At 72.3% G+C, this 22,495-nt stretch carries 21 protein-coding genes; 11 read left to right on the plus strand and 10 right to left on the minus strand.

From position 1 onward, the window contains the following. Positions 1–8 precede the first annotated feature (8 nt). The 5 genes from QFW81_RS03305 to creB all read right to left on the minus strand — a co-directional run bounded on the left by QFW81_RS03305 (position 9) and on the right by creB (position 5,351). Entirely contained in the window at positions 9–911 is a 903-nt protein-coding gene (locus tag QFW81_RS03305; RefSeq protein WP_280577131.1) for a carbon-nitrogen hydrolase family protein, read from the minus strand. Next, positions 908–1,492 (minus strand): GNAT family N-acetyltransferase, encoded by a 585-nt coding sequence (locus QFW81_RS03310; RefSeq protein WP_425603961.1) that lies wholly within the window; start codon positions 1,490–1,492, stop codon positions 908–910. The genes QFW81_RS03305 and QFW81_RS03310 overlap by 4 nt, the downstream gene beginning before the upstream one ends. 285 nt (positions 1,493–1,777) lie before the next feature. Then, on the minus strand, positions 1,778–3,142 hold the full coding sequence (gene creD / locus QFW81_RS03315) for a cell envelope integrity protein CreD (RefSeq protein WP_280577133.1): 1,365 nt from the start codon (positions 3,140–3,142) through the stop codon (positions 1,778–1,780). A gap of 99 nt (positions 3,143–3,241) precedes the next feature. Then, on the minus strand, positions 3,242–4,669 hold the full coding sequence (creC, locus tag QFW81_RS03320; protein ID WP_280577134.1) for a two-component system sensor histidine kinase CreC: 1,428 nt from the start codon (positions 4,667–4,669) through the stop codon (positions 3,242–3,244). Between the two features lie 4 nt (positions 4,670–4,673). Further along, positions 4,674–5,351 carry a two-component system response regulator CreB gene (gene creB, locus QFW81_RS03325; protein WP_280577135.1) on the minus strand — a complete coding sequence of 226 codons (678 nt, stop codon included), beginning with the start codon at positions 5,349–5,351 and terminating at the stop codon, positions 4,674–4,676. A gap of 166 nt (positions 5,352–5,517) precedes the next feature. Here creB and QFW81_RS03330 point away from each other — a divergent pair, with 166 nt between their 5' ends. The 6 genes from QFW81_RS03330 (at position 5,518) to QFW81_RS03355 (ending at position 12,880) form a co-directional block, all read left to right on the plus strand. Next, positions 5,518–6,378 (plus strand): 23S rRNA (adenine(2030)-N(6))-methyltransferase RlmJ, encoded by an 861-nt coding sequence (locus tag QFW81_RS03330; protein ID WP_280577136.1) that lies wholly within the window; start codon positions 5,518–5,520, stop codon positions 6,376–6,378. A 117-nt stretch (positions 6,379–6,495) separates the two neighbouring features. Then, complete coding sequence (gene mfd, locus QFW81_RS03335; protein ID WP_280577137.1) at positions 6,496–10,017, plus strand: transcription-repair coupling factor; 3,522 nt, start codon at positions 6,496–6,498, stop codon at positions 10,015–10,017. 239 nt (positions 10,018–10,256) lie between these two features. Then, entirely contained in the window at positions 10,257–10,490 is a 234-nt protein-coding gene (gene chaB / locus QFW81_RS03340; protein WP_280577138.1) for a putative cation transport regulator ChaB, read from the plus strand. Positions 10,491–10,704: 214 nt separating this feature from the next. After that, positions 10,705–11,247 carry a phosphoglycerate mutase family protein gene (locus QFW81_RS03345; RefSeq protein ID WP_280577139.1) on the plus strand — a complete coding sequence of 181 codons (543 nt, stop codon included), beginning with the start codon at positions 10,705–10,707 and terminating at the stop codon, positions 11,245–11,247. 258 nt (positions 11,248–11,505) lie between these two features. After that, complete coding sequence (locus QFW81_RS03350; protein WP_280577140.1) at positions 11,506–12,366, plus strand: pirin family protein; 861 nt, start codon at positions 11,506–11,508, stop codon at positions 12,364–12,366. A 73-nt stretch (positions 12,367–12,439) separates the two neighbouring features. Further along, positions 12,440–12,880, plus strand: coding sequence for a hypothetical protein (locus QFW81_RS03355; protein ID WP_280577141.1), 441 nt, complete (start codon positions 12,440–12,442; stop codon positions 12,878–12,880). 68 nt (positions 12,881–12,948) lie between these two features. Here QFW81_RS03355 and QFW81_RS03360 read toward each other — a convergent pair whose 3' ends face one another. After that, the gene (locus QFW81_RS03360) at positions 12,949–13,398 is read right to left on the minus strand and encodes a hypothetical protein (RefSeq protein ID WP_280577142.1); all 450 of its coding nucleotides are present in this window, start codon (positions 13,396–13,398) and stop codon (positions 12,949–12,951) included. Between the two features lie 310 nt (positions 13,399–13,708). Here QFW81_RS03360 and aqpZ point away from each other — a divergent pair, with 310 nt between their 5' ends. After that, a complete protein-coding gene (gene aqpZ, locus QFW81_RS03365; RefSeq protein ID WP_280577143.1) occupies positions 13,709–14,443 on the plus strand; it encodes an aquaporin Z in 735 nt (244 codons plus the stop codon). Positions 14,444–14,506: 63 nt separating this feature from the next. On the opposite strand, the gene QFW81_RS03370 is transcribed toward aqpZ, so the two are convergent. From QFW81_RS03370 to QFW81_RS03385, 4 genes are all read right to left on the minus strand, one after another. Next, positions 14,507–15,367: a pirin family protein gene (locus QFW81_RS03370; protein WP_280577144.1), complete on the minus strand. Its 861-nt coding sequence runs from the start codon at positions 15,365–15,367 to the stop codon at positions 14,507–14,509. 105 nt (positions 15,368–15,472) lie between these two features. Further along, positions 15,473–17,704: a bifunctional 23S rRNA (guanine(2069)-N(7))-methyltransferase RlmK/23S rRNA (guanine(2445)-N(2))-methyltransferase RlmL gene (gene rlmKL, locus QFW81_RS03375; protein WP_280577145.1), complete on the minus strand. Its 2,232-nt coding sequence runs from the start codon at positions 17,702–17,704 to the stop codon at positions 15,473–15,475. Beyond that, complete coding sequence (locus QFW81_RS03380) at positions 17,701–18,237, minus strand: alpha/beta hydrolase (protein WP_280577146.1); 537 nt, start codon at positions 18,235–18,237, stop codon at positions 17,701–17,703. Before QFW81_RS03380 ends, rlmKL begins: the two co-directional genes overlap by 4 nt. Further along, complete coding sequence (locus QFW81_RS03385; protein ID WP_280577147.1) at positions 18,234–18,734, minus strand: MOSC domain-containing protein; 501 nt, start codon at positions 18,732–18,734, stop codon at positions 18,234–18,236. Before QFW81_RS03385 ends, QFW81_RS03380 begins: the two co-directional genes overlap by 4 nt. A gap of 22 nt (positions 18,735–18,756) precedes the next feature. Between QFW81_RS03385 and QFW81_RS03390 the strand changes: the two genes are divergently transcribed. The 4 genes from QFW81_RS03390 to QFW81_RS03405 all read left to right on the plus strand — a co-directional run bounded on the left by QFW81_RS03390 (position 18,757) and on the right by QFW81_RS03405 (position 22,346). After that, positions 18,757–19,329 carry an N-acetylmuramoyl-L-alanine amidase gene (locus tag QFW81_RS03390; protein WP_280577148.1) on the plus strand — a complete coding sequence of 191 codons (573 nt, stop codon included), beginning with the start codon at positions 18,757–18,759 and terminating at the stop codon, positions 19,327–19,329. A 94-nt stretch (positions 19,330–19,423) separates the two neighbouring features. Then, positions 19,424–20,320, plus strand: coding sequence for an acyl-CoA thioesterase II (gene tesB, locus QFW81_RS03395; protein ID WP_280577149.1), 897 nt, complete (start codon positions 19,424–19,426; stop codon positions 20,318–20,320). A 6-nt stretch (positions 20,321–20,326) separates the two neighbouring features. Then, a complete protein-coding gene (locus tag QFW81_RS03400) occupies positions 20,327–21,148 on the plus strand; it encodes a putative signal transducing protein (protein WP_280577150.1) in 822 nt (273 codons plus the stop codon). 58 nt (positions 21,149–21,206) lie between these two features. After that, on the plus strand, positions 21,207–22,346 hold the full coding sequence (locus tag QFW81_RS03405) for an RNA polymerase sigma factor (protein WP_280577151.1): 1,140 nt from the start codon (positions 21,207–21,209) through the stop codon (positions 22,344–22,346). The last annotated feature ends 149 nt before the right edge of the window (positions 22,347–22,495 follow it).

A 22,495-nucleotide genomic window follows, 5' to 3' on the forward strand; every position in this document is an offset into this window, starting at 1 on the left:
TGCGTCGCTTACCCGAGCCGTTCCACCCGTGCCGTCGACAGCGCGGGCACGCACTGTCCGGGCCAGTCGCGGTCGTTGGCGACCTGGGCCGTGGCGCGGCTCACCTCCAGCGCCGCGACATCGATATCCGCGAACACCCAGCCCGCGCCGGCCTGCGCGCCGCTGTGCTCGCAGGCCAGCACGCCATCGGCCGGAAACCCCGTGTCCATCGGCGCGAACACGGCCGCCTCCCCGGTATTGACGTCCAGCGCCGCGCTCCACGGCGCCTCGCCGGCGGTCACCGCCTGCGCCACGAAACAGCGGTTCTCCAGCGCGCGTGCCAGGCAGCCCACCCGCACCCGGGTGGCGCCGGCCGCGGTATCGGTGCAGCTGGGGACCAGCAGCAGGCGTGCACCAGCCTCGCACTGCGCGCGCACCGGCAGCGGGAACTCGATGTCGTAGCAGACCGCGACTCCCAGGCGCAGGCCTTCGAACTCGAACACCTTCAGTGCGCCGCCGGGTTCGATCACGCCGGCGCCGCGCTCGAACCCGGTCAGCTGCAGCTTGTCCTGCCAGGCCTGCCCGCCGCCGGGCAGGAAGAGGTCGCAGCGGTTGCGGTAGCGGGCGCGGGCGCCGCCGACGTCGAGCAGGAAGCTGCCCGCCGCCACCAGCAGGCCGGTCTCGCGCGCGAGGCCGGAAAACAGGTCGATCCATGCCGCCCTGTGCTGCTGGACCGCGGCGAGGGAGGCGTGCAGGTCGGCTGCGACGGAGGGTTCGAACGTCGCCGCCAGCTCCAGCGACAGGTATTCGGGCAGCACCGCGATGCGCGCGCCATTCGACGCGGCCTCGATCAGGATCCGCCGCTGACGTGCGGCGAACGCCCCGAACTCCGCAGGCTGGCCCACCGCGTAGTGCGCGACTGCGATCCTCATGCCGGCTCCAGCGCGCGCATCCACACCTGCAGCGCGTGCATGCACGGACCGCGGCCGGGTTCCGTCCACTCCAGCTCCATCGCCAGACCGGGACGGGGCGCGTAGCCGCGACCGCGCCAGAACGAGGCGTGGCTGCGCGGGTGGGCCGGACGGCGCGGATCATCGGGGTCGCGCTCCACCGCCGCGAACGCGGTCCAGGCGAAGCCGCCGAGCGTGCGCGCATGCGCCTCCCGGCCGTCGAAGAAGGCGTGGCCGATGCCGTGGCCGCGCCACTGCGGCAGCAGGACGGACTCGCCGAAGTAGAACACCTGCGCCGGATCTGTCCCCTGCGCCTCGAACGGCACGCGGAACGCCGCCGCCTCGTCCGCGAGCGGGATCCCGGTGGCCGCCCCGACCATCTCGTCTCCCGCCAGCGCCAGCACGAACACGCTGCGCGGCGACGCGGCGTACGCCGCGAGGTAGTCGCGTTCGTAGGCCGCGTCGCCCTGGTAGAGGTAGGGCCACTCGCGGAACACCGCCATGCGCAACGCGGCGATGTGCTCGAGATGCCGGGACGCCTCCGGTCCGCTCGCGGTCTCGATCCGCCAGGCGTGCGCGGGCAACGGGGGTGAATGCGGCATCTTGGGGGCGCTGTGCGGGAAGGTTCCATGATGCCGCCGGCAGCGCACGGGTGCACGCGATGAGGGGTCAACGCCACGCTCCTGACGCAACGCTCGAGTCGCACCGGGGTCGAGCGATGCCGTGCAGCGGAACGGCGCTCCACGGCAGTGCCCGGCATGGCGAACCGTCGCGCGGCGACTGGAGGGGCCGCCGCGCTCCCCGTGACCCGGGCGGCCGGGTACCATGCGTGCCCGGCCGCATCCGGGTCAGGGCAGGCGTGGCGGGCCGCCCGTCGACAGCTGGTACCAGTCCACCCGGCGGGTCACCACCATGATCGCGGCCAGGATCAGGAACAGCAGACCCGAGCCGAGCACCAGCGCGTTGTCTTCCGACACCAGCAGGCCGTACAGGGCGCCGTAGAGCGTCGCCAGCATCAGCGCGAAGCCGGCGCCGCGCGCGCGGCTGCGCAACACGTGCGAAAGATAGAACCCGAGCAGGCCGATGCACGCGGTCGCGGCCGCCAGGTAGGCCCAGCCGAAGGGGATGTGTTCGGACAGGCTGACCAGCAGCAGGAAGAAGATCGCCAGTGCCAGCCCCGCCAGGCCGTACTGGATCGGATGGATGCGCAGCTGCTTCACCAGCTCCAGCATGAAGAAGCCGACGAAGGTCAGCAGCACGAACAGCAGCCCGTACTTGGTGGCGCGGTCGGCCTGGGCGTAGCCGTCCACCGGATCCACCAGCGAGACCGCGATCGCGTCCAGGCCGCCGTCGAGGCCATCGCCCAGCTGCGCGACCGACGCGGACGACAGCGACGCGCCGCCGCGGTACTGCGCCTGGGCATTGGTCGCCAGCGACGACACCTGCCAGGTCGCGCGAAAGCCGTCGGCATCGATCTCGTGCCGGGTGGGCAGGAAGGCGCCATTGAAGCGCGGGTGCGGCCAGGCCGATGCCAGCGTGACCCGCGTCTGCTGGGCGAGCGGCGCGATCGCCAGCGATTCCGCGCCGGCCAGTTCGAACTCCAGCTGCGTCGTCAGCGCCAGGCGCGCGCCGGCCGCGGGCACGGCCAGGCGCACGTGCACACCGGGCGCGTCGCGGTGCCCGAGTCCCTGCAGCAGCGGCGTGCCGGCGCCGTCGACCTGCAGCCGCGGCGCGCCGCGCAGGCCGCGCACGTCGGCCAGGCCCCAGGCCAGCCATGGCTGGCCGATGCGGCGCGGCAGCGCCGGGTCCGCGTCGCGCGGGATACGCGCGTCGAACGTGGCCGACAGCCGTCCCTCCAGCGCATACATGCGCACCTCGTGCAGTCCCAGTCGACGCGTGTACGGGCGCAGGGTGCCGTCGAGCGCCTGCGAGCCGGGGAAGAACAGCCACTGCCCGCTCTCGCCGTCGCGCCGCACCCGTCGCACCACCTCGCCGCGCGCGCCCTTCTCCTCCACCTCGACCACCTCGGTCCAGGGCACCACCAGCACCGGCCCGGCGATCCCCTGCGCCGCCGCCTCGCTGCGCGCGATGCTCTGCACCGCCTGCGCGCGATGGAGCTGGCGGTCGTGGATCACGCCGCGCACCAGCACCAGCGGCACCAGGATCGCCAGGGTCATGCCCAGCACCATCAGGATCTTCAGCCAAAGCCGCATCGCACCGCTCCTCGTGGGTTGTCGGTGCGCAGCGTGGCGCGCGCCTGCGAGGCGACGATGGCGCGACGGTGAGGCGAACGTGAAGTGCTCGCGTCGGGCCTACGGGACCGGCAACGTCACCACGGCGACGGCGCCGCCTTCCGGCCGGTTGCGCAAGGTGGCCTCGCCCCCATGCAGCGCCGCCACCTCGCGCACGAAGCCCAGTCCAAGCCCGCTGCTGCGCGCCCCGGTGCGCGGTCGCGACAGCGAGTAGAAGCGCTCGAACACACGCCCGGTGGCGTAGTCCGGGATGCCGGGGCCCTGGTCGATCACTTCGAACCGGAGCCGCTCCTCCTCGACCACCACCGCGAGGCCGACCGCCCCGCCCTCCGGCGAGAAGTCGACCGCGTTGTCGAGCAGGTTGCCGAGCATCTGCCGCAGCAGGAAGGGGTCGCCGCGCAGCAGCGGCGGCGCGCCCTCGACGCGCTGCTCGATCCGCACGCCGGCCTCGGCCGCGCGTATCGCAGCGTCGGCGGCCACCTCGTCGAGCAGCGCCGGCACATCGATCGCCTCGGGCTGCTCGATCCGCTGGCGATGTTCCACCGCCGCCAGCGCCAGCAGCTTGTCGGTGGTGCGGGCCAGGCGTTCGGCCTGTTCGCGCACGGTGGCGGCGAAGCGCATCCGGTCGGCTTCCGGCAGCGGGCGTTCGAGCAGTTCGGCCGCGCCCCGGATCGCCGTCAGCGGCGATTTGAGTTCATGGGTCAACCCGTGCACGTACTGCTCGACGTACTGCTTGCCCTCGAGCCGGTCACGCATCGTCTCCAGCGCCTGGCCGAGCTCGCGGAACTCGCCGGCCGAGCGCGGCGGCACGGCGCGTTCGCCCTCGGTGACGGCGCGCGCGTAGCGCTGCAGCCCGCCGAGCTGGCGCGACAGCCACCAGGACGCCAGCAGCCCGATCGCCAGCGCCGTCCCCAGCAGCACCAGGCCCCAGTTGCGCACGATGCGCTCGCTGCGCTGGATGAACGGTTCGATCGTGCGGTTGGGCTTGGACACCGTGAGCACGCCGACGATGCGCTCGCCGTCGCGCACCGGGGCGGCCACGTACATCACCGACGAGCTGTCGTCGTCCGGATCGCTGCGGGTCGAGCGTGCGCCGTAACGGCCGCCCAGGGTCAGGTACACGTCGTTCCAGCGCGAATGGTCGCGGCCCACGTCCCGGCCCGCCGAATCGAAGACCACGATGCCCGCGGCATCGGTAACGGTGATGCGGTAGCTCACCGCATCCTTGTCGAAGTCCCAGATCCGCGCGTCCAGGTCACGCTGGCGCAGGTTGGCGATGCGCGCGGCGAAGCGTCCGTCGGCGATGCGGCCGGCGAGCAGGTCGTCGGCCGCCAGTTCGGCCAGCACGTTGGCGGTGTCGGCCAGGGTGTCCTCCATCGCCTGGCGCACACCGGGCTTGACCTCCTGCACGAACACGCGCAGGAGCAGGAAGCCGGCCAGCGCGACGATCACGAAGTAGCCGAGCAGGATGCGCAGTCCGATCCGCATCGGGTCAGTCCGCGTCGATCGAGTACCCGAGCCCGCGATGGGTGCGGATCGGGTCGGCGTCGGGCGCGAGTGCATGCAGCTTCGCGCGCACGGTCTTGACGTGGGTGTCGATGGTGCGGTCGCCCGTGTCCAGCGCATCGCCCCAGACCCGGTCCATCAGCTGCGCGCGCGACAGCACCGCGCCGGGCCGCGCCAGCAGCGCGGCCAGCAGGCCGTATTCGTAGCGGGTCAGCTCCAGCAGCCGGCCGCGGAAGCGGATGCGCATGCCCCCGGGATCGTGCTCGAAGCCGGCGGCGTGGCCGGCTCGCGCGTCTGCGCCTGCGCCGGCGCGACGCAGCACCGCACGCACCCGCGCCACCAGTTCGCGCGGCGAGAACGGCTTGGGCACGTAGTCGTCGGCGCCCAGCTCGAACCCGCGGATGCGGTCGGCCTCCTCCTGGCGCGCGGTGAGGAAGATCACCGGCAGGTCGCGTCCCTCGCGCAGCCGCTGGCACAGCGCGAAGCCGCCCAGGTCCGGCAGGCCGACGTCGAGGATCGCCAGATCGAACGCCTCGTCCCCTGCCGCTCGCAGTGCATCGCCGGCGGTCAGGCAGTGGACAGCCGAGTGACCTTCCTCGCGCAGCGCGTACACCACGGTGTCGGCGATGGCACGTTCGTCTTCGACCAGGAGGATGCGGGACATGGCGGGATACGGAAGCGGCGGGACCCGCACGGAGCGGGCGCGGCAAGCGTACTGGTTCGGCGCTGCGGACGCAGCGCGCGCCGGTGGCCGGTGATGCGGGGATGACATTTGCACGCCCGCCCCCCATCCTGCCCGCCTCCTCCGCGCCCCACCGCGTGCCCGACCGATGAACTACCGCCACGCCTTCCACGCCGGCAACCACGCCGACGTGTTCAAGCACGCCGTGCTGCTGGCGCTGTGCGATACACTGGTGGCCAAGCCGTCGCCGTGCTTCGCGCTCGACACCCACGCCGGCCGTGGCCTGTACCGGCTGGACGAGGGCGAAGCGCGGCGCACCGGCGAGGCCGCCGAGGGAGTCGAGGCCCTGATGCGCCGCGCCAGCGTGCCGGCGGCGCTGGCGCGCTATCGCGAGGCGATCGGCGTCTGTCGCGCCGCCCACGGCGATGCCGCCTACCCCGGCTCGCCGTGGCTGCTGGCGCATGCGCTGCGTACGCAGGACCGGATCGCCTGCTGCGAGCTGCAGGTGGACGAAGCCGACGCGCTGCGGCGCCAGCTCGGCGCCGATCCGCGCGTCGGCGTGCACCAGCGCGACGGCTATGCCGCGATCGGCGCACTGCTGCCGCCGAGGTCCGAAGGCGTCCGGATCGGGCGGGGCCTGGTGCTGGTCGATCCGCCCTACGAAGCGCAGCGCGCGGAATTCGATCCCGCGCTGGCCGCGCTGCGCGAAGGGCTGGGCCGCTGGCCGCAGGGCATGTTCGTGCTGTGGTACCCGATCAAGCAGCGCGCCACCGTGCAGCCGTTCCTGCGCCGCGCCGCGCACCTGCCGGCGAAATCCGTGCTGTGCGCGGAACTGATGGTGCGGCCCGAGGAGTCGGCGCTGCGCATGAACGGCAGCGGCCTGCTGCTGTGCAATGCGCCCTGGCGGTTCGAGCGCCTGCTCGAAGGCCTGCTGCCGGCGCTGCAGTCGACGCTCGCCACCCGCGGCGGTGGCCACCGCGTGCAGTGGCTGCGTGCGCCCGACGCGTGATCCGGCGGCGGTCGGCGTGACGGCAGCACCCGCAGGCGCACGGTAAAATCGGCGATCCGCACGCGGGCGACGCAGGTTGCCGGCGCCGTCGTGCTTTTTCCGGAACGCGACTCCCCCATGCCCCAAGCTCCTTCCGCCCCGCCGCTGCCGCGGCCCGGCCAGCCCCGCGCCTGGTGGCGCGCCCCCGCCAGCCGCAGTGCACTGGCCTGGCACGCCGCGCAGGCGGCGCGCGCGCATGGCGCCCCGCTGCTGCTGGTCGCGCGCGACAACCACGCCGCGCACCAGCTCGAAGCGGACCTGCACACGCTGACAGGCGGGGACGCGCGGCTGCCCGTGGTCGCGTTCCCGGACTGGGAAACCCTGCCCTGGGACCGCTTCAGCCCGCATCCGGACATCGTCTCCCAGCGCCTGGCCACCCTGCTGCGGCTGCCCGCGCTGACCGGACCGGCCGTGGTGATCGTGCCGGTGCAGACCCTGCTGCAGCGGCTGGCCCCGCTGCGCCACGTGGTCGGCAGCGCGTTCGACGTGCGCGTGGGCCAGGTGCTCGACCTCGATGCCGAGAAACGCCGTCTGGAGGGCGCCGGCTACCGCAACGTGCCTCAGGTGTTCGACCCGGGCGATTTCGCGGTGCGCGGCGGCCTGCTCGACGTGTATCCGATGGGCGCCAGCCAGCCCTACCGCGTGGAGCTGTTCGACGACAGCATCGAATCGATCCGCGCCTTCGATCCCGAGACCCAGCGCTCGCTCGACCGGGTCGACGCGGTGCAGATGCTGCCCGGCCGCGAAGTGCCCACCCACGACGACGCGCTGGCCGGGGCGCTGGACGCGCTGCGCGACCGCTTCGACGTCGACACCCGCCGCAGCGCGCTGATGCAGGACCTCAAGTCCGGGATCGTACCGGCCGGCATCGAGTACTACCTGCCGCTGTTCTTCGCCACCACCGCGACCCTGTTCGACTACCTCGCCTCCGACACCCTGCCCCTGGTCGACGACGGCGCGCTGGAGGCGGCCGACCATTTTTTCCGCCAGGCCGGCGAGCGCTACGAGCAGCTGCGCCACGACATCGAACGGCCGATCCTCCCGCCGGGCGAACTGTGGCTGTCACCCGAGGCGCTGCGTGAACGGCTGAACGCCGGCGCGCGCATCGAGGTCTGCGGCGCTGCCCATGCACGCCACGAGCAGGCGCGCGCGCTGGGCGAACAGCCCGCGCCGACGCTGCCGCTCGCATTGCGCGACAGCGAACCCGGCCAGGCGCTGAAGACCTTCCTCGGCGGCTACGGCGGCCGCGTACTGGTCGCCGCCGATTCGGCCGGCCGCCGCGAGGCGCTGCTGGAGATGCTCGATGCCGCCGCGCTGACGCCGGTGGTGCTGCCGGATTTCGCCACCTTCCTGGGCGATGACGGCGCCGCAGCGGCGGCCCCCGGTCACGCGGCCACCTTCGCCATCGCGGTGGCCCCGCTCGACGACGGGTTCGCGCTGGATGCGCCGCGGATCACGGTGCTCACCGAGCGCCAGCTGTTCCCCGAACGCGCCGCGCAGCCGCGGCGGCGCAAGCGCGCAGGGCGCGAGCCCGAAGCCATCATCCGCGACCTGGGCGAGCTCAGCGAAGGCGCGCCGATCGTGCACGAGGACCACGGCGTCGGGCGCTACCGCGGCCTGGTCACGCTGGAGGCCGGCGGCCAGGCCGGCGAGTACCTGGACATCGAATACGCCAAGGGCGACCGCCTGTACGTGCCGGTGGCGCAGCTGCACCTGGTCAGCCGCTACTCCGGCGCCTCGCCCGAGACCGCGCCACTGCATTCGCTGGGCGGCGAGCAGTGGACCAAGGCCAAGCGCAAGGCGCAGGAGAAGGTGCGCGACGTGGCCGCGGAACTGCTCGAGATCCAGGCCAAGCGCCAGGCCCGCGCCGGCCTGGCCCTGCCGCTCGACCGCGCGATGTACGAACCGTTCGCGGCCGCATTCCCGTTCGAGGAAACGCCCGACCAGCATGCCGCGATCGAGGCGGTGATCCGCGACCTCGGCTCCAGCCAGCCGATGGACCGCGTGGTCTGCGGCGACGTCGGCTTCGGCAAGACCGAAGTGGCGGTACGCGCGGCGTTCGTCGCCGCCGCGGCGGGACGCCAGGTCGCCGTGCTCGTGCCGACCACGCTGCTGGCCGAGCAGCACTACCGCAACTTCCGCGACCGCTTCGCCGACTGGCCGATCCGGGTCGAGGTGCTGTCGCGCTTCAAGTCGACCAAGGAGATCAAGGCCGAGATCGGCAGGATCGCCGACGGCTCGCTGGACGTGATCGTCGGTACCCACCGGCTGCTGCAGCAGGACGTGAAGTTCAAGGACCTGGGCCTGGTGATCGTCGACGAGGAGCAGCGCTTCGGCGTGCGCCAGAAGGAGGCGCTCAAGGCGCTGCGCGCCAACGTGCACCTGCTTACCCTCACCGCCACGCCGATTCCGCGCACGCTCAACATGGCCATGGCCGGCCTGCGCGACCTGTCGATCATCGCCACCCCGCCCGCGCACCGGCTGGCGGTGCAGACCTTCGTCCACGCCTGGGACGACGCCATGCTGCGCGAGGCCTTCCAGCGCGAACTCGCGCGCGGCGGCCAGGTGTACTTCCTGCACAACGACGTCGAGAGCATCGGCCGCATGCAGCGCCAGCTGCAGGAACTGGTGCCGGACGCGCGCATCGGCATCGCCCACGGCCAGATGCCCGAGCGCGAGCTGGAAAAGGTGATGCTCGACTTCCACAAGCAGCGCTTCAACGTGCTGCTGTGCTCGACGATCATCGAGTCGGGCATCGACATCCCCAACGCCAACACCATCATCATCAATCGCGCCGACCGCTTCGGCCTGGCCCAGCTGCACCAGTTGCGCGGGCGCGTCGGCCGTTCGCACCACCGCGCCTACGCCTACCTCGTGGTGCCGGACGCGCGCTCGATCACCGGCGATGCGCAGAAGCGGCTGGACGCGATCGCCTCGATGGACGAGCTCGGCGCCGGCTTCACCTTGGCGACGCACGACCTGGAGATCCGCGGCGCCGGCGAACTGCTCGGCGAGGACCAGAGCGGGCAGATGGCCGAGGTCGGCTTCAGCCTGTACACCGAACTGCTCGAGCGCGCGGTGCGCTCGATCCGCCAGGGCAAGCTGCCCGACGCGGACGAGCCGCTGCACCGCGGGGCGGATGTGGAACTGCACGTACCCGCGCTGATCCCGGAGGACTACCTGCCCGACGTGCACACCCGGCTGACGCTGTACAAGCGCGTCAGCTCGGCGCGCGACGCGGGGGAACTGCGCGAGCTGCAGGTGGAGATGATCGACCGCTTCGGCCTGCTGCCGCCGGCGGCCAAGCACCTGTTCGCGATCGCCGAGCTGCGGCTGGATGCCACCGCGCTGGGCATCCGCAAGCTCGACCTGGGCGCGAGCGGCGGCCGGCTGCAGTTCGTGGAGCAGCCGGCGGTCGACCCCATGGCCGTGATCCGGCTCATCCAGGGCCAGCCCGCGCACTACCGCATGGACGGCCCGGACAAGCTGCGCATCACCCTGGACCTGCCCGATTTCGAGACCCGCCAGAAGGCCGCGCGCGGCCTGCTGATCGCGCTGGCGCCTTCCGGCGCACAGCGTGGTGACGATCGGAAACGCTGAGCGCGCCGGCCGCAGTGCGCAGCGCCTGACGCGACAGAACGGGCCGCGCGCTCGGGTTCTCGAGCGCGCGGTGTCGGGTGCGCCGCCGCGCCGTTCCGTCGCCATCTAGCGGCTGCCGTGCCCGCCAAGTGCGAAGTCGCGAGTGACACCCACACCCGCGTATTCAACGCGTTCACGCCCGTGTCACCGCGTGGTGACGCGTCCGGCGCTAGGGTCGCAGGCCCGACCGGAGCACTCAGATGCCCTACGACCGCATCAGCGACCTGCCCGACTCCGTCCGCGACAACGTGCCAACGCACGCGCAGGAGATCTACAAGGAAGCCTTCAACAGCGCCTGGGACCAGTACAAGGATCCCGACGACCGCCGCGGCGATGCGGGCCGGGAGGAAACCGCGCACCGCGTGGCCTGGGCGGCGGTGAAGGAGAAATACGAGAAGGGCGACGACGACAGGTGGCACGCGAAGAAGGACTGACGCCCAGAGACGGCGAACGCAGCCCGAACCCGCCCGCGCGCCGCCACCCCGATCGTCCGTGCGCGCGCCGCATCGCCACGACCGCGCCGCCGGCTGCGCTGGACATCTTTCGCGCTGGACATCTTTGGCGCGTGCCCGGGCCGCACGTAATCAGCGACCCGCCCCGATGGTCAGGCGCTGCCCGTCGCGTCCCGTGTTCGCGCACAATGACGGAATGACGCCGCGCCTCCGCTCGGGATTGCCTGTCCTGCTCGCCCTGGTCCTCGCTGCGTGCGCGGGTGCGCGCGGCGACGTCGCCGCCAGCCAGGGTCCGACCTTCATCGTCGTCCGCCATGCCGAGAAGCTGGCCCAGCCGCCCGATGACCCCGGCCTCGACGCACGCGGCCAGGCACGTGCCGAAGCCCTCGCGGCACTGCTGGCGGACACGCCGCTCACGGCGGTGTACACCACCGACTTCCGGCGCACCCGCGCCACCGTGGCGTCGGTAGCGGCTCGACAGGGCCTGACGCCGCGCACCTACGACGCCCGCCTGCCCGCCTCTGCCTTCGCCGCGCAGCTCCGCGCTGCGCATCCGGCCGGGACCATCCTGGTGGCCGGCCACAGCAACACCGTGCCGGACATCGTCGCCGCGCTGTGCGAATGCGAGGCCGGACCGATGCCGGACACCGAGTACGACCGCGTCAGTGTGGTCCGCATCGGTCCGGAGGGCGCGGTGCTCGAAGTGTCGCGCTACCGGGCAACCGCCTCGGCACCGTAGGCCGCGCCGGCCGGCGGACGCCTGGGATGGCGGGGCCGCGTCCGACGTCCGGTGACCCTGGTCGATGCGCTGCAGAGATCGGCGGCGCCCTGCCCGCCCGGTACAAGGGCCCGCGTCCCGCAGATGCGGAGTGTGGCGACCCGACGGCTCCGTTGCGCTGGACCGGGACCGGCGGCGGAACGGTGCGTTGCCGGCTGCCGCGGCCGCTGCGCGCAGGCGCATGCGATGCTGCCCGCCAGGCCCCGCCAGGATCTGCGCATGACCACGATCATCGCCCCGCGCGAGCACGACATCGGCAAGATGATCGTCCGTCGCGCCGTGCCGACGCTGCAGGCGCGCAGCGTCGGCCCCTTCGTCTTCGTCGACCACATGGGTCCGGCGGTCTTCGACCCCGGCGCCGGCATCGACGTGCGCCCGCACCCCCACATCGGCCTGGCGACCGTCACCTTCCTGTGGTCGGGCAGCATCCGCCATCGCGATTCGCTGGGGTCGCTGCAGGACATCAACCCGGGCGACGTGAACTGGATGACCGCCGGCCGCGGCATTTCCCACTCCGAACGCACGCCCGGCGAACTGCGCGGCGGCGGCCAGCCGCTGCACGGCATGCAGACCTGGGTGGCGCTGCCGAAGGCGCACGAGGAAGCGGCGCCCGCGTTCCACCACCATCCCGCGGCCACCCTGCCGCACCTGCGCCATCGCGGCGCGAACCTGCGCGTGATCGCCGGACGGGCGTACGGAGAGCAGTCCCCGGTGGGCGTGTTCAGCGACACGCTCAACGTCGCGATCGACCTCGATCCCGACGCGGAAATGCGGGTCGAGGCCAGCCATCCCGAGCGCGCGCTCTACATCCTCGAAGGCGAGGCGCAGCTCGACGGCCACGACCTGCCTGCGCGCCACCTGGTGCTCCCGGTGCCTGGTGCGCCCGCGGTGCTGCGGGCGAAGACCCCGGTGCGGGCACTGCTGTTCGGCGGCGAGCCGCTCGACGGTCCACGGCACCTGTGGTGGAACTTCGTGTCCTCGTCGAAGGAGCGCATCGAACAGGCCAAGCGGGACTGGGAAGCGGGGCGGTTCGGCACGATTGCGGACGAAACGGAGTTCATCCCCCTGCCGGAAAGATGACGCGCTTCAAGTTTTGTGCATTGCATCATGAGGCGTGACGTGGCACTGTCGGGGCGAATCCGGGGGATCCGTCATGACCATGAAGCATTGGCTCGCTGCCGCCACCCTGTGCCTGTCGACATCTGCCTTCGCGCAGTCGTCCGGCCGCTGTCCGGAACTGCCGGCAGGCAGCGGATTGGTCTGGGAGACGGCCGCAGGCGACGATTTCCTGTTCTGCAAGGCGATGCGCGCCGACGGCCACCAGGCCTTCTCGGTGATGCTGCGGGCGGAGTCGCCGTTCCGCGAGCGCTTCAAGCTGCGCGAGCACGAGGCGGTGATCGACGGCCACGAGGTGCGCTGGTACCGCGGTGACCTGGCGGTCCAGAACGCGCTCGTGCGCGAGACCCTGGTCGAACTCGACGACGACCTGACCGCGCACATCATGGTGCGCGTGGACGACGAGCAGCAGCTGGCCGAAAGCCTGCGCCAGGCCGGGGGCCTGCGCTTCTCCGATACACGCATGGGCAGCAACTGACCCGGCCGCGCCGGGTTCGCAGCATCGGACGCTTTCAGCGTCCGCGCGTCCGCGACGCGCGGACGCCCTCAGTCGCCGCCGACCGCGTTGTCGCGGAACCGCAGCCGCTCGGCGAGCTGCCGGTTCTGCGCCAGCAGGTCCTCCGAATCGGCCCGCACGACGATGTGCGCCTGGCTGCGCCGCCCCAGTTCCACCAGCGTCTCGCGCACCAGGACGTTCTGGCGCGTGGCGACGTCGGCGCGGTACCAGCGCACGTCGTGGCCATCGATCTCGGCGTCTTCCTCGCGCAGGTTGCGGTCGGCCCGGAACGGCGAGTCGCTGCCCAGCATCACCGAGAACGCCTGGGTGCCGTCGGCGGCGCGGATGGCCTTGCAGAACACGAAGTCGGGACCGTTCACCACGTCCCAGGCCAGGTCGGCGCCGGGCGGCAGTTCCGGGCAGTTCTCGGCGGCGGACGATTGCGCGGTCGCGTGGCCCGACCACAGCAGGCCGGCCAGCAGCAGGTACATCGGCTTCATTGAAGTCTCTCCATGTAGCGAAGGGACCACGAGGTCACAGCCCTGCATGGGGGAAGTGCTGCACCGCAACAACTTCGTGGGTAATTCATCGATCCTGCAAGGGGGATGAATTCCGTTTCGCGGCCACTATACCGAAACGACGCGTTTGTCCAACCCGCAATGCTTGCTGCGCCGCAGCACTTCCCCTGCCGTTTGTCGGTCGCCTGCGCCAGCGCGCCCTTGATTGCACGATCCGTGGTGCGGCGGGACCGGGGAGCGTCCTACGGTCGGCTTCGTGGCGGGACCTGTCACCCGCCCTTGGGGCCACCTCATGATGCGGAAACTCTGCGCCGAATTCGTCGGCACGTTCTGGCTCGTCCTGGGAGGTTGCGGCAGCGCAGTGCTCGCGGCCAACTTCGGCGGCGATGGCAATCCGCTGGGCATCGGATTCGTCGGCGTCGCGCTGGCGTTCGGCCTCACCGTGCTGACTGGCGCCTACGCGCTGGGCCACATTTCCGGCGGCCATTTCAACCCGGCGGTGAGCGTCGGCCTGTGGGCCGGCGGGCGCTTTCCGGCGAGCGGACTGCTGCCCTATCTCGTCGCGCAGACGCTGGGGGGTGCCGCGGCGGCCCTGGTCCTGTTCCAGATCGCCAGCGGCGCCGCAGGTTTCGCGATCGACGGCGGCAGCGCCGGTGCATTCGCGACCAACGGCTACGGCGAGCTGTCACCGGGCGGCTACTCGATGGCTTCGGCGTTCCTGTGCGAAGTGGTACTGACCGCGTTCTTCCTGGTGGTGATCATGGGCGCCACGCATGCACGTGCGCCGGTGGGATTCGCGCCGATCGCCATCGGGCTCGCCCTGACGCTGATCCACCTGATCAGCATCCCGGTGACCAACACGTCGGTGAACCCGGCGCGTTCCACCGGCGTCGCGATGCTGGCCGGCGGAGCCCATGTGGCGCAACTGTGGCTGTTCTGGCTGGCCCCGATCCTGGGCGGCCTGATCGGTGGCGTCTTCTACAAGTGGCTGGGCCACGACCGCCCGGACCTCGTCGGCAACGGCTGACGATCGCAGCACGGCGCCCCACCGGCCGGGTTGCCCGGCCGGTGCGTGCCACCGGAACGTGGATCAGAAGCGGCCTTCCTGGAAATCGACGAAGGCCTGCATCAGTTCCTGGCGCGTGTTCATCACGAACGGCCCGTGGCGTGCGACCGGTTCGCGCAGCGGACGTCCCGCCACCACCAGCAACCGCGCGCCGGCGTCGCCCGCGCGCAGCGCCAGCCACTCGCCACCGCCGAGCACCGCCATCTCCTGCGACGCGAGATCGCGCGCATCCTCGCCGTCGCCGAGCGAGGCTGCACCCTCGAACGCGTACGCGAACGCGTTGTGGCCTTCGGGCAGCGCGTACGACCAGACCGCACCCGGCGCCAGGGTGACGTCGAGGTAGACCGGATCGGTGGCCGGCTGCGCGATCGGGCCGCGCACGCCGTCGACCTCGCCCGCGACGATCTTCACCGACACGCCTTGCGCCGGTTCCACCACGGGCAGCCGGTCGGGCGCGAACTCCTGGTAGCGCGGCTCGACCATCTTGTCCCTGGCCGGCAGGTTCACCCACAGCTGGAAACCGCGCATGCGGCCGGCTTCCTGCTCGGGCATTTCCGAGTGCACCAGGCCGCGGCCGGCAGTCATCCACTGCACGCTGCCGGGCACCAGCAGCCCTTCATTGCCGTGGTTGTCCTTGTGCCGCATGCGGCCGTCGAGCATGTAGGTCACGGTCTCGAAGCCGCGGTGCGGATGGCTGGGAAAGCCGGCCAGGTAATCCTCGGGCCGGTCGGTGCCGAACTCGTCGAGCAGCAGGAACGGATCGAGGTCGGGCAGTTCGCCGCCGCCGATCACCCGGGTCAGGCGCACGCCCGCGCCATCGGAGGCGGGCGTACCGCGGACCTTGCGGGCGATGCGGGCGTAGCGGACCGGCGTGGTGGCGTTCATGGGGCACCCCTTCGTTGGACAGACCCTCAATATGCGCCCGGGCAGACGCGGCCACAGTGGCATTGGCGGAACGCTACTTGCCAGCCAGGTACGCCTGTGCGGCGCTCAGGCCATCCTGCGCCGCAGGCGCCAGGTGCGATGGATACGCGGGTTGCGCGCGAAGTCGGGCGGCAGCGTGGCCGGGCTGATGTCCTCGACCTCGGCGAAGGTGGCCACCGCGGCGGCATCGAGCCGGAACCGGCGGTAGTTGTTGGAGAAGTACAGCACACCGTCGGGCGCCAGCCGGGCCACCGCGAGCGACAGCAGTTCCACGTGCGCGCGCTGCACGTCGAAGTCGTCGGCGCGGGCGGAGTTGGAGAACGTGGGCGGGTCGCAGAACACCAGGTCGTACTCGCCGCGGTCCGCGCGCAGCCAGGCCAGGGCATCGGCCTGCGCGATGCGATGGCGGGTGCCGCCGATCGCGTTCTCGCGCAGGTTGTCGGCCAGCCATTCGAGGTAGGTCGCCGACAGGTCGACGCTGGTGGTCTGCGCCGCGCCGCCGACGGCCGCATGCACGGTCGCGGCGCCGGTGTAGCAGAACAGGTTGAGGAAGCGCCCGCCCTGCGCCTCGCGCGCGATCCGCAGACGCAGCGGGCGATGGTCGAGGAACAGGCCGGTGTCGAGATAGTCGAACAGGTTCACGCGCAGGCGTGCCTCGCCTTCGCGCACGGTGAGAAACTCGCCGCGGTGGGCCAGGTGTCCGTACTTGCTGCCGCCCTTGCCGCGGGCGCGGGTCTTGATCGCGGTCCGCTCGCGCGGCACCTCCAGCGCGTCCGCGGCGCCGGCCAGCAGTTCGCCGAAGCGGCGACGCGTCACCGCTTCGGGAATCTCGGCGGGCGCGGCGTATTCCTGCACGTGCAGCCAGCGCTCGCCGGTCACCGCAGCGGTGTAGACGTCGATCGCGGCGGCGTATTCGGGCAGGTCGGCATCGTAGGCACGGAAGCAGTCCACGCCCTCGCGTGCGCGCCACGCCTTCGACGCACGCAGCGTCTTGCGCAGGCGGTTGGCGACCATGCGCGCACCGTCCGACAGTTCGCGTGGCGCGGCCGGTTCGCGGGCCGCCGGCTGGATCGGGTCGCACACCAGCAGCGTGCATTCCAGCGCGCCGTTGAAGACCTGGTAGTGCCTGCGCGCGCGCAGGCCGGTGGCGAAACCGAGTTCGCGGTCGCCACACAGCAGGCTCGCGCGCCAGTCCGGCACGGTGCGCCTGAGCGCATCGCCGAGCGCCCGGTACAGCGCGGCGTCCGCCGCGAGCCGGGCGTCGTAGGGCGGATTGCAGACCACCAGGCCCGGCGCGGGCGCAGGCTCGTGCGCCGCGGCGACCTCCGCTTGGGCGCCCTCGCCGGCCGCCTGCGTCTCCGCGTCCGCCCGGCCCACCGGGGCGAGCCGCGCCGGCAGCTGCTGCAGGCGCTCGACGGGGCACACGTCCCAGGCGATCGCGTCGCGCAGGCCGGCGGCGGTGGCGTTCTCGCGCGCGGCGGCGATCGCACGCGGATCGGCGTCGCTGCCGGCGAATACCGCACGCAGCCCCGCGCGACCGGTACGCTCGCGCGCCATCGCGTCGTCGACCAGCGATTGCCAGCCTGCGCGATCGAAGCCATGCCAGCGGCTGGGCAGCACGTCGCCATGGCGCAGCAGGCCCGGGGCGACATCCGCCGCCATCAGCGCGCCCTCGATCAGCAGGGTGCCGCTGCCGCACATGGGGTCGAACAGCGCACCACCCTGCGCATACCGCGCCGGCCAACCGCCCCGCGCCAGCACCGCGGCCGCCAGGGTCTCCTTGAGCGGCGCCTCGCCCTGGGTACGACGCCAGCCGCGGCGATGCAGCGGACCACCGCCGAGATCGACCGACACGATCGCGCGTCCCTTGCGGACCACCAGATTCAGGCGCAGGTCGGGGGCCTCCACGTCGACATCCGGTCGCGCGCCGCCGTGTTCACGCAGGGCGTCGACCACCGCGTCCTTGACCCGCAGCGCGGCATAGCGCGCATGGGTGATGGCCTCGCCGGACACGTGCGCGTCGACCGCCAAGGTCATGCCCGCATCCAGGTGTTCGGGCCAGGGCACGGTACGGGCACCGTCGTAGAGGGCCTGCGCGTCCGGACAGTCGAATTCTGCCAGCGGCCACAGCACACGGCTCGCCAGGCGCGACCACAGCACCGCACGCTGCGCATCCAGCGGTTCGCCCTCGACGTTGACCCCCGCCACGGCCGCGGTGGCCCGCGCGCAACCCAGTGCGGCCAGCTCGTCGGCCAGCAGGTATTCCAGCCCCTTCGCGCAGGAGGCGAAGAACCTCATCGGCCGAGGCTGTCGAGCAGACGCCCGAACGCCTGCGCCGAGGCGTCGACGTGGTCCGCCAGACGGTGTTCGTCGTCGACCAGCAGCAGGGTGGCGCTGCGCGCGCGGGCCCACTCCACCACCGCCATCGCCTGGATCAGCTCGTCGTGCCAGCCGTGCACGATCGACACCGGCACGTCCGCCGCCTGCAGTGGCGGCGCATCGCCCATGCGCGTGGGCGGCGCCATCAGGAACAGCCCGCGCACCGGCACCCGCAGCGACACCTGCCCGGAGATCCACGCCCCCAGGCTCGAGCCCGCGAGCACCAGCGGGCCGCGGTCGGCCGCCCGCAAGGCCAGCGCATGCAGCCGTTCCACGCGCGCGTGCACGTCACCCAGTGAACTGATGTCGGTGCGCGCATCCAGGTCGGTGTAGTCGGGACGCTCTTCGCTCCAGCCCACCTGCTGCGCGATCTCGGCGAGCGCGGCCACCTTGGTCGCCGCCGGTCCGCTCTCGAACCCGTGCGAGAGGATGCAGTGCCCGCGCGCGCTCACGCGTCCACCCACTGCACCGCGTCGCCCACGCGCACGACGCCGCCTTCGAGTACGCGCGCGCACAGTCCACCCATGCCCCGCAGCGCGTTGTAGCCGCCCGGGCCGAGCGCGGTCTCCATGCGCGAACAGGGGTCGCAGCTGTCGGTGCCCTCGAGCAGCGCCTCGCCGACGCGGAAGCGCACGCCCTTGAGCGCGATGACCGGGATGCCGGACACCACCAGGTTGCGGCGCAACGTGGCCGGCGCGACCTGCGCATGCCCGGCCAGCGCGGCGATCGCCGGCAGGTGCTCGGCCTGGATCAGGGTGATGCCGCGCTTGCCGCTGCCGCCGCCATAGCGGTCGCCCGCCAGACCGCCACCGGCCGACGCCTGCGCGGTTTCCACCTCACGCATCGGCACGTCGCGCGCCGGGCGCAGGCCGATCCAGCGGACCTGTCCGGCGCGCGGGAAGCGGGTCATGAGCCGGTGCAGGTCGCTTCCGGGCGGCGGCAGTTTCATCGCGCAATGCTAGCATCGCCGCATGCCGCGACCGCCCGGTGACGCACCGATTCACGTCGACCACCTGCCCTATGTCGCGCGGCTCGATGCACGCCCGATCGATGCGGTGGACCTGGTCGTCATCCACTGCACCGAACTGCCGGACCTCGCCACCGCGCGCGCCTACGGTGAGCAGGTGCGCTATCCCGCCAGCGGCACCGGCAACAGCGGACACTGGTACATCGACCGCGACGGCCGCATCGTCGAGTACGTCCCGGCCACGCGCATCGCCCACCATGTGCGCGGCTGGAACCCGCGCTCGGTCGGGATCGAACTGGTCAACCGCGGACGCTACCCGCGTTGGCTGGACGCGGCCCACCAGGCGATGGACGAGCCCTATCCCGAGGCCCAGGTCGACGCGCTGCTCGCGCTGCTGGCGCACCTGCAGGACGCGCTGCCCGCGTTGCGCCACATCGCCGGCCACGAGGACCTGGACACCGAACGGGTCGCGGCCGCGGACGATCCGGCGCAACAGGTGCCGCGCAAGCGCGATCCGGGCCCGCGGTTCCCGTGGCCACGCGTGCTCGCCGCCGCCTCGCTCGCGCGCCTGCCCTGAGCCGCCTCGCGACCGCCACGACCGCCAACCGCGCGGCGCCCGGCTGCCTCGCGCGCGCCCGTATAATTCCCCGCACGTTCCCGCAGCCCGCGCCATGTCCCCGCCCGTCTCCGAACTGATCGAACTGCTGTCGCTGGAACGGCTCGAGGACAACCTGTTCCGCGGCCAGAGCCGCGACATCGGCACCAAGTACGTGTTCGGTGGCCAGGTGCTGGGCCAGGCGCTGTCCGCGGCGCAGGCGACGATGCCCGAACCGCGCGCGGCGCATTCGCTGCACGCCTACTTCCTGCGCGCCGGCGATATCGAGCACCCGATCGTCTACGACGTCGACCGCACCCGCGACGGCGGCAGCTTCTCGGTACGCCGGGTCACGGCGATCCAGCACGGCAAGGTGATCTTCTTCTGCGCGGCCTCGTTCCAGGAGGCCGAACGCGGCGTCGAGCACCAGCCGCCGATGCCGCAGGTGCCCGACCCCGACGATATCGCGCCCGCCGATCCGATCCCGCCCGAGGTGCTGGCCACGCTGCCGACCAAGGTGCAGCGCTGGCTCGATCGCGCCGGGCCGTTCGAATTCCGCCACGTGCATCCGCGCAACGACCTGCGGCCGGCCAAGCAGCCGCCGTTCAACCACGTCTGGTTCCGGCTCGGCGAGCGCGTGGGCGATGCCCCCGAGCTGCACCGCGCGCTGCTGGCCTACGCCTCGGACTTCCACCTGCTCGGCACCGCCACCTACCCGCACGGGATCAGCTACTACCAGCCCGACGTGCAGATGGCTTCGCTGGACCACGGCCTGTGGTTCCACCGCCCGTTCCGCGCCGACGAGTGGCTGCTGTACGCGATCGACAGCCCCAGCGCGCAGGGCGCGCGTGGGCTCGCCCGCGGCCAGGTGTTCAGCCGCGACGGGCGCCTGGTCGCCAGCACCGTGCAGGAAGGCATGATCCGCGTGGTCGCCGATGCACGCGCGGCCGGCACCGTGCCGGCGAAGGACTGAGCCGCGATGCGCCAGGTCTTCAGCAGCGCCCGCCCCGAGAACGCCGAAGCCGTCGCCCGGCTGCTGGAGGCCGAAGGCATCGAGGTGCGGATCGAGAACGGACGCACCTTCCGCAGCAGCATCCGCGGCAGCTTCAGCTATCGCGAGCAGCCCGACGCCGGTCCGCGTGCGGCGGTCTGGGTGGTGCGCTCGGACGACCAGCCCCGCGCGCGACAGCTGCTGCGCGAGGCAGGCCTGCTGGAGGCCACCGCCGCCAATCCGGGCAACTTCCTGCCCAACGTCGGCCACGCCGCGCGCCTGAGCGCCGACTCCCCGACGCGCCGCGCCCGGCTGCGCCTGATCCTGCTGGTGGCGGCGGTGATCGCGCTTGCGTTGTGGCTCAACCAGTTCCGCAACCCGGGCTGGGACCTGCCGGCTCCGGCGGCGGCGCCTGCCGCACCGGTGGTGCTGGATCCCTCGCTGCTGCCGGTGGTCACCGATACCGGCACCGCGCACCGCATCCCCGTTCCGCCCGCGCTGGCCGCGACCCTGGCCGCGCGCGAGCGCGATGCCGCGCCAGGCGCCGCCCTGTGCCTGTCGGTGGATGGCGAGGATCCCGGCGAGGCGGTGCTCGCCGCCGCGCGCGATACGGGCGTCGAACCGTTGCCGGCATCCGCGTGCCCGGCGGACGGCGATGCGCTGCGCGTGGCCGTCTCCGACTACCGGACCGACGGCTCGGGCACCGGCACGGTCTCCGTGTCCGCCATCCGCGGCGACGGCGCACCGCAGGTGCGCGAACTCGAGGTGCAGCGCGACGAGGACACCTGGCGGGTGCTGCCGGCGCCCTGACCGGTCACATCCGCCCCGCCGCGCGCGTCACGTCCCGACTTCCCACGCAGGCCACCGCATGTCCAACGACGCCATCGACCTGCTGATCAAGCGCGAACTGCCCGCCGCCGTGCGCGGCGACCGCGACGCCTACGGCCGCATCGTGGTCGCCAGCCAGAACGTGGTCACCGCGGTCGCGCTGGCGATCACCCGCGACGTGCCCACCAGCGAGGACATCGCGCAGGAGGCCTTCCTCTCGGCCTGGCACCACCTGCCGCGGCTCAAGAATGCCTCCAGCTTCCTGCCCTGGCTGCGCCAGATCACCCGCAACCTCGCCCACGACCACCTGCGCGGGCGCCGCAACCGGATGCTCGACGGCGAGGCGGCGGAGCTCGCGATCCAGCACGCCGCCGATCCCGACGGCTGCCCCCTGGAGCAGGCGCTGGATGCCGAGCGCGACGCCGTCGCCGCCGACCTGATCTCCGAGTTGCCCGCGGAGAGCCGTGAGGCGCTGCTGCTGTACTACCGCGAGGGCCAGAGTTCGAAGCAGGTGGCGATGCTGCTGGGCCTGTCCGACGCCGCCGTGCGCAAGCGCCTGTCGCGCGCCCGCCAGAGCGTGCGCGACGACCTGCTCTCGCGCTTCGGCGAGTTCGCGCGCAGCAGCGCGCCCTCGGCCGCGTTCGCGGTCGGCGTGACCGCGGCGCTGGGCTTCAGCAAGCCGGCCGCGGCCGCGGGCCTGGGCATCGCCACCAAGTCGATTGCCGGCGGCCTGTTCGCGCGCTTCGCGCTGGGCTTCGCGGGCGCGGCCTCGGGCGGGTTGCTCGGTGGCCTGGTCGCGGCCTGGTTCGCACGTGGCGTCATCCTCGACTACGCCGACACCGCCGACGAGCGCGACACGCTGCTGCGCTTCTCGCGCCGCTACATCGTGCTGTCGCTGGTGCTGATCGCGGCGATCATCGCCACTCACCTGGTGTTCGGCGACGAGCGCCACACCTTCGTCGCGATCGCGGTGGCGCTGCTGGCGATGAACTGGCAGCTGCTGGTGATGCTGCCGCGGCACATGAACCCGATGCTTGCGCGCGATGCGCGCCGCGATCCCGTCGGCGCGCGCCAGCGCCTGCTGGCCTACCGCCTGACCTGGGGTCGCGGCGGGGTGATGATCAGCAACGTGATCGTGATCGGCTCGTTGATCATCGCGCACTTCCATCTCGCCGGCTGACGAAGGGCACGCTGCCGCGAATCGCGGATCGCAGGGAGTCGGATCCGGTTTGGACGCGTCGCGCGCGGCGCGCGCGTTTGGAACTGCGAATGCTGGTGCTCCCGGTGCTCGACGCGCGGGAGATTGCGAGCGGAATTACGGTAGCGCCA

The organism is Luteimonas kalidii (genome assembly GCF_029887935.1).
GTDB classification, from domain to species: Bacteria; Pseudomonadota; Gammaproteobacteria; order Xanthomonadales; family Xanthomonadaceae; genus Luteimonas; species Luteimonas kalidii.

Coding starts and splice junctions, on each gene's coding strand:
- QFW81_RS03305 (WP_280577131.1), bottom strand. CDS start 911: ATGAGGATCGCAGTCGCGCACTACGCGGTGGGCCAGCCTGCGGAGTTC.
- creD (WP_280577133.1), bottom strand. CDS start 3,142: ATGCGGCTTTGGCTGAAGATCCTGATGGTGCTGGGCATGACCCTGGCG.
- creC (WP_280577134.1), bottom strand. CDS start 4,669: ATGCGGATCGGACTGCGCATCCTGCTCGGCTACTTCGTGATCGTCGCG.
- creB (WP_280577135.1), bottom strand. CDS start 5,351: ATGTCCCGCATCCTCCTGGTCGAAGACGAACGTGCCATCGCCGACACC.
- QFW81_RS03330 (WP_280577136.1), top strand. CDS start 5,518: ATGAACTACCGCCACGCCTTCCACGCCGGCAACCACGCCGACGTGTTC.
- mfd (WP_280577137.1), top strand. CDS start 6,496: ATGCCCCAAGCTCCTTCCGCCCCGCCGCTGCCGCGGCCCGGCCAGCCC.
- chaB (WP_280577138.1), top strand. CDS start 10,257: ATGCCCTACGACCGCATCAGCGACCTGCCCGACTCCGTCCGCGACAAC.
- QFW81_RS03345 (WP_280577139.1), top strand. CDS start 10,705: ATGACGCCGCGCCTCCGCTCGGGATTGCCTGTCCTGCTCGCCCTGGTC.
- QFW81_RS03350 (WP_280577140.1), top strand. CDS start 11,506: ATGACCACGATCATCGCCCCGCGCGAGCACGACATCGGCAAGATGATC.
- QFW81_RS03355 (WP_280577141.1), top strand. CDS start 12,440: ATGACCATGAAGCATTGGCTCGCTGCCGCCACCCTGTGCCTGTCGACA.
- QFW81_RS03360 (WP_280577142.1), bottom strand. CDS start 13,398: ATGAAGCCGATGTACCTGCTGCTGGCCGGCCTGCTGTGGTCGGGCCAC.
- aqpZ (WP_280577143.1), top strand. CDS start 13,709: ATGATGCGGAAACTCTGCGCCGAATTCGTCGGCACGTTCTGGCTCGTC.
- QFW81_RS03370 (WP_280577144.1), bottom strand. CDS start 15,367: ATGAACGCCACCACGCCGGTCCGCTACGCCCGCATCGCCCGCAAGGTC.
- rlmKL (WP_280577145.1), bottom strand. CDS start 17,704: ATGAGGTTCTTCGCCTCCTGCGCGAAGGGGCTGGAATACCTGCTGGCC.
- QFW81_RS03385 (WP_280577147.1), bottom strand. CDS start 18,734: ATGAAACTGCCGCCGCCCGGAAGCGACCTGCACCGGCTCATGACCCGC.
- QFW81_RS03390 (WP_280577148.1), top strand. CDS start 18,757: ATGCCGCGACCGCCCGGTGACGCACCGATTCACGTCGACCACCTGCCC.
- tesB (WP_280577149.1), top strand. CDS start 19,424: ATGTCCCCGCCCGTCTCCGAACTGATCGAACTGCTGTCGCTGGAACGG.
- QFW81_RS03400 (WP_280577150.1), top strand. CDS start 20,327: ATGCGCCAGGTCTTCAGCAGCGCCCGCCCCGAGAACGCCGAAGCCGTC.
- QFW81_RS03405 (WP_280577151.1), top strand. CDS start 21,207: ATGTCCAACGACGCCATCGACCTGCTGATCAAGCGCGAACTGCCCGCC.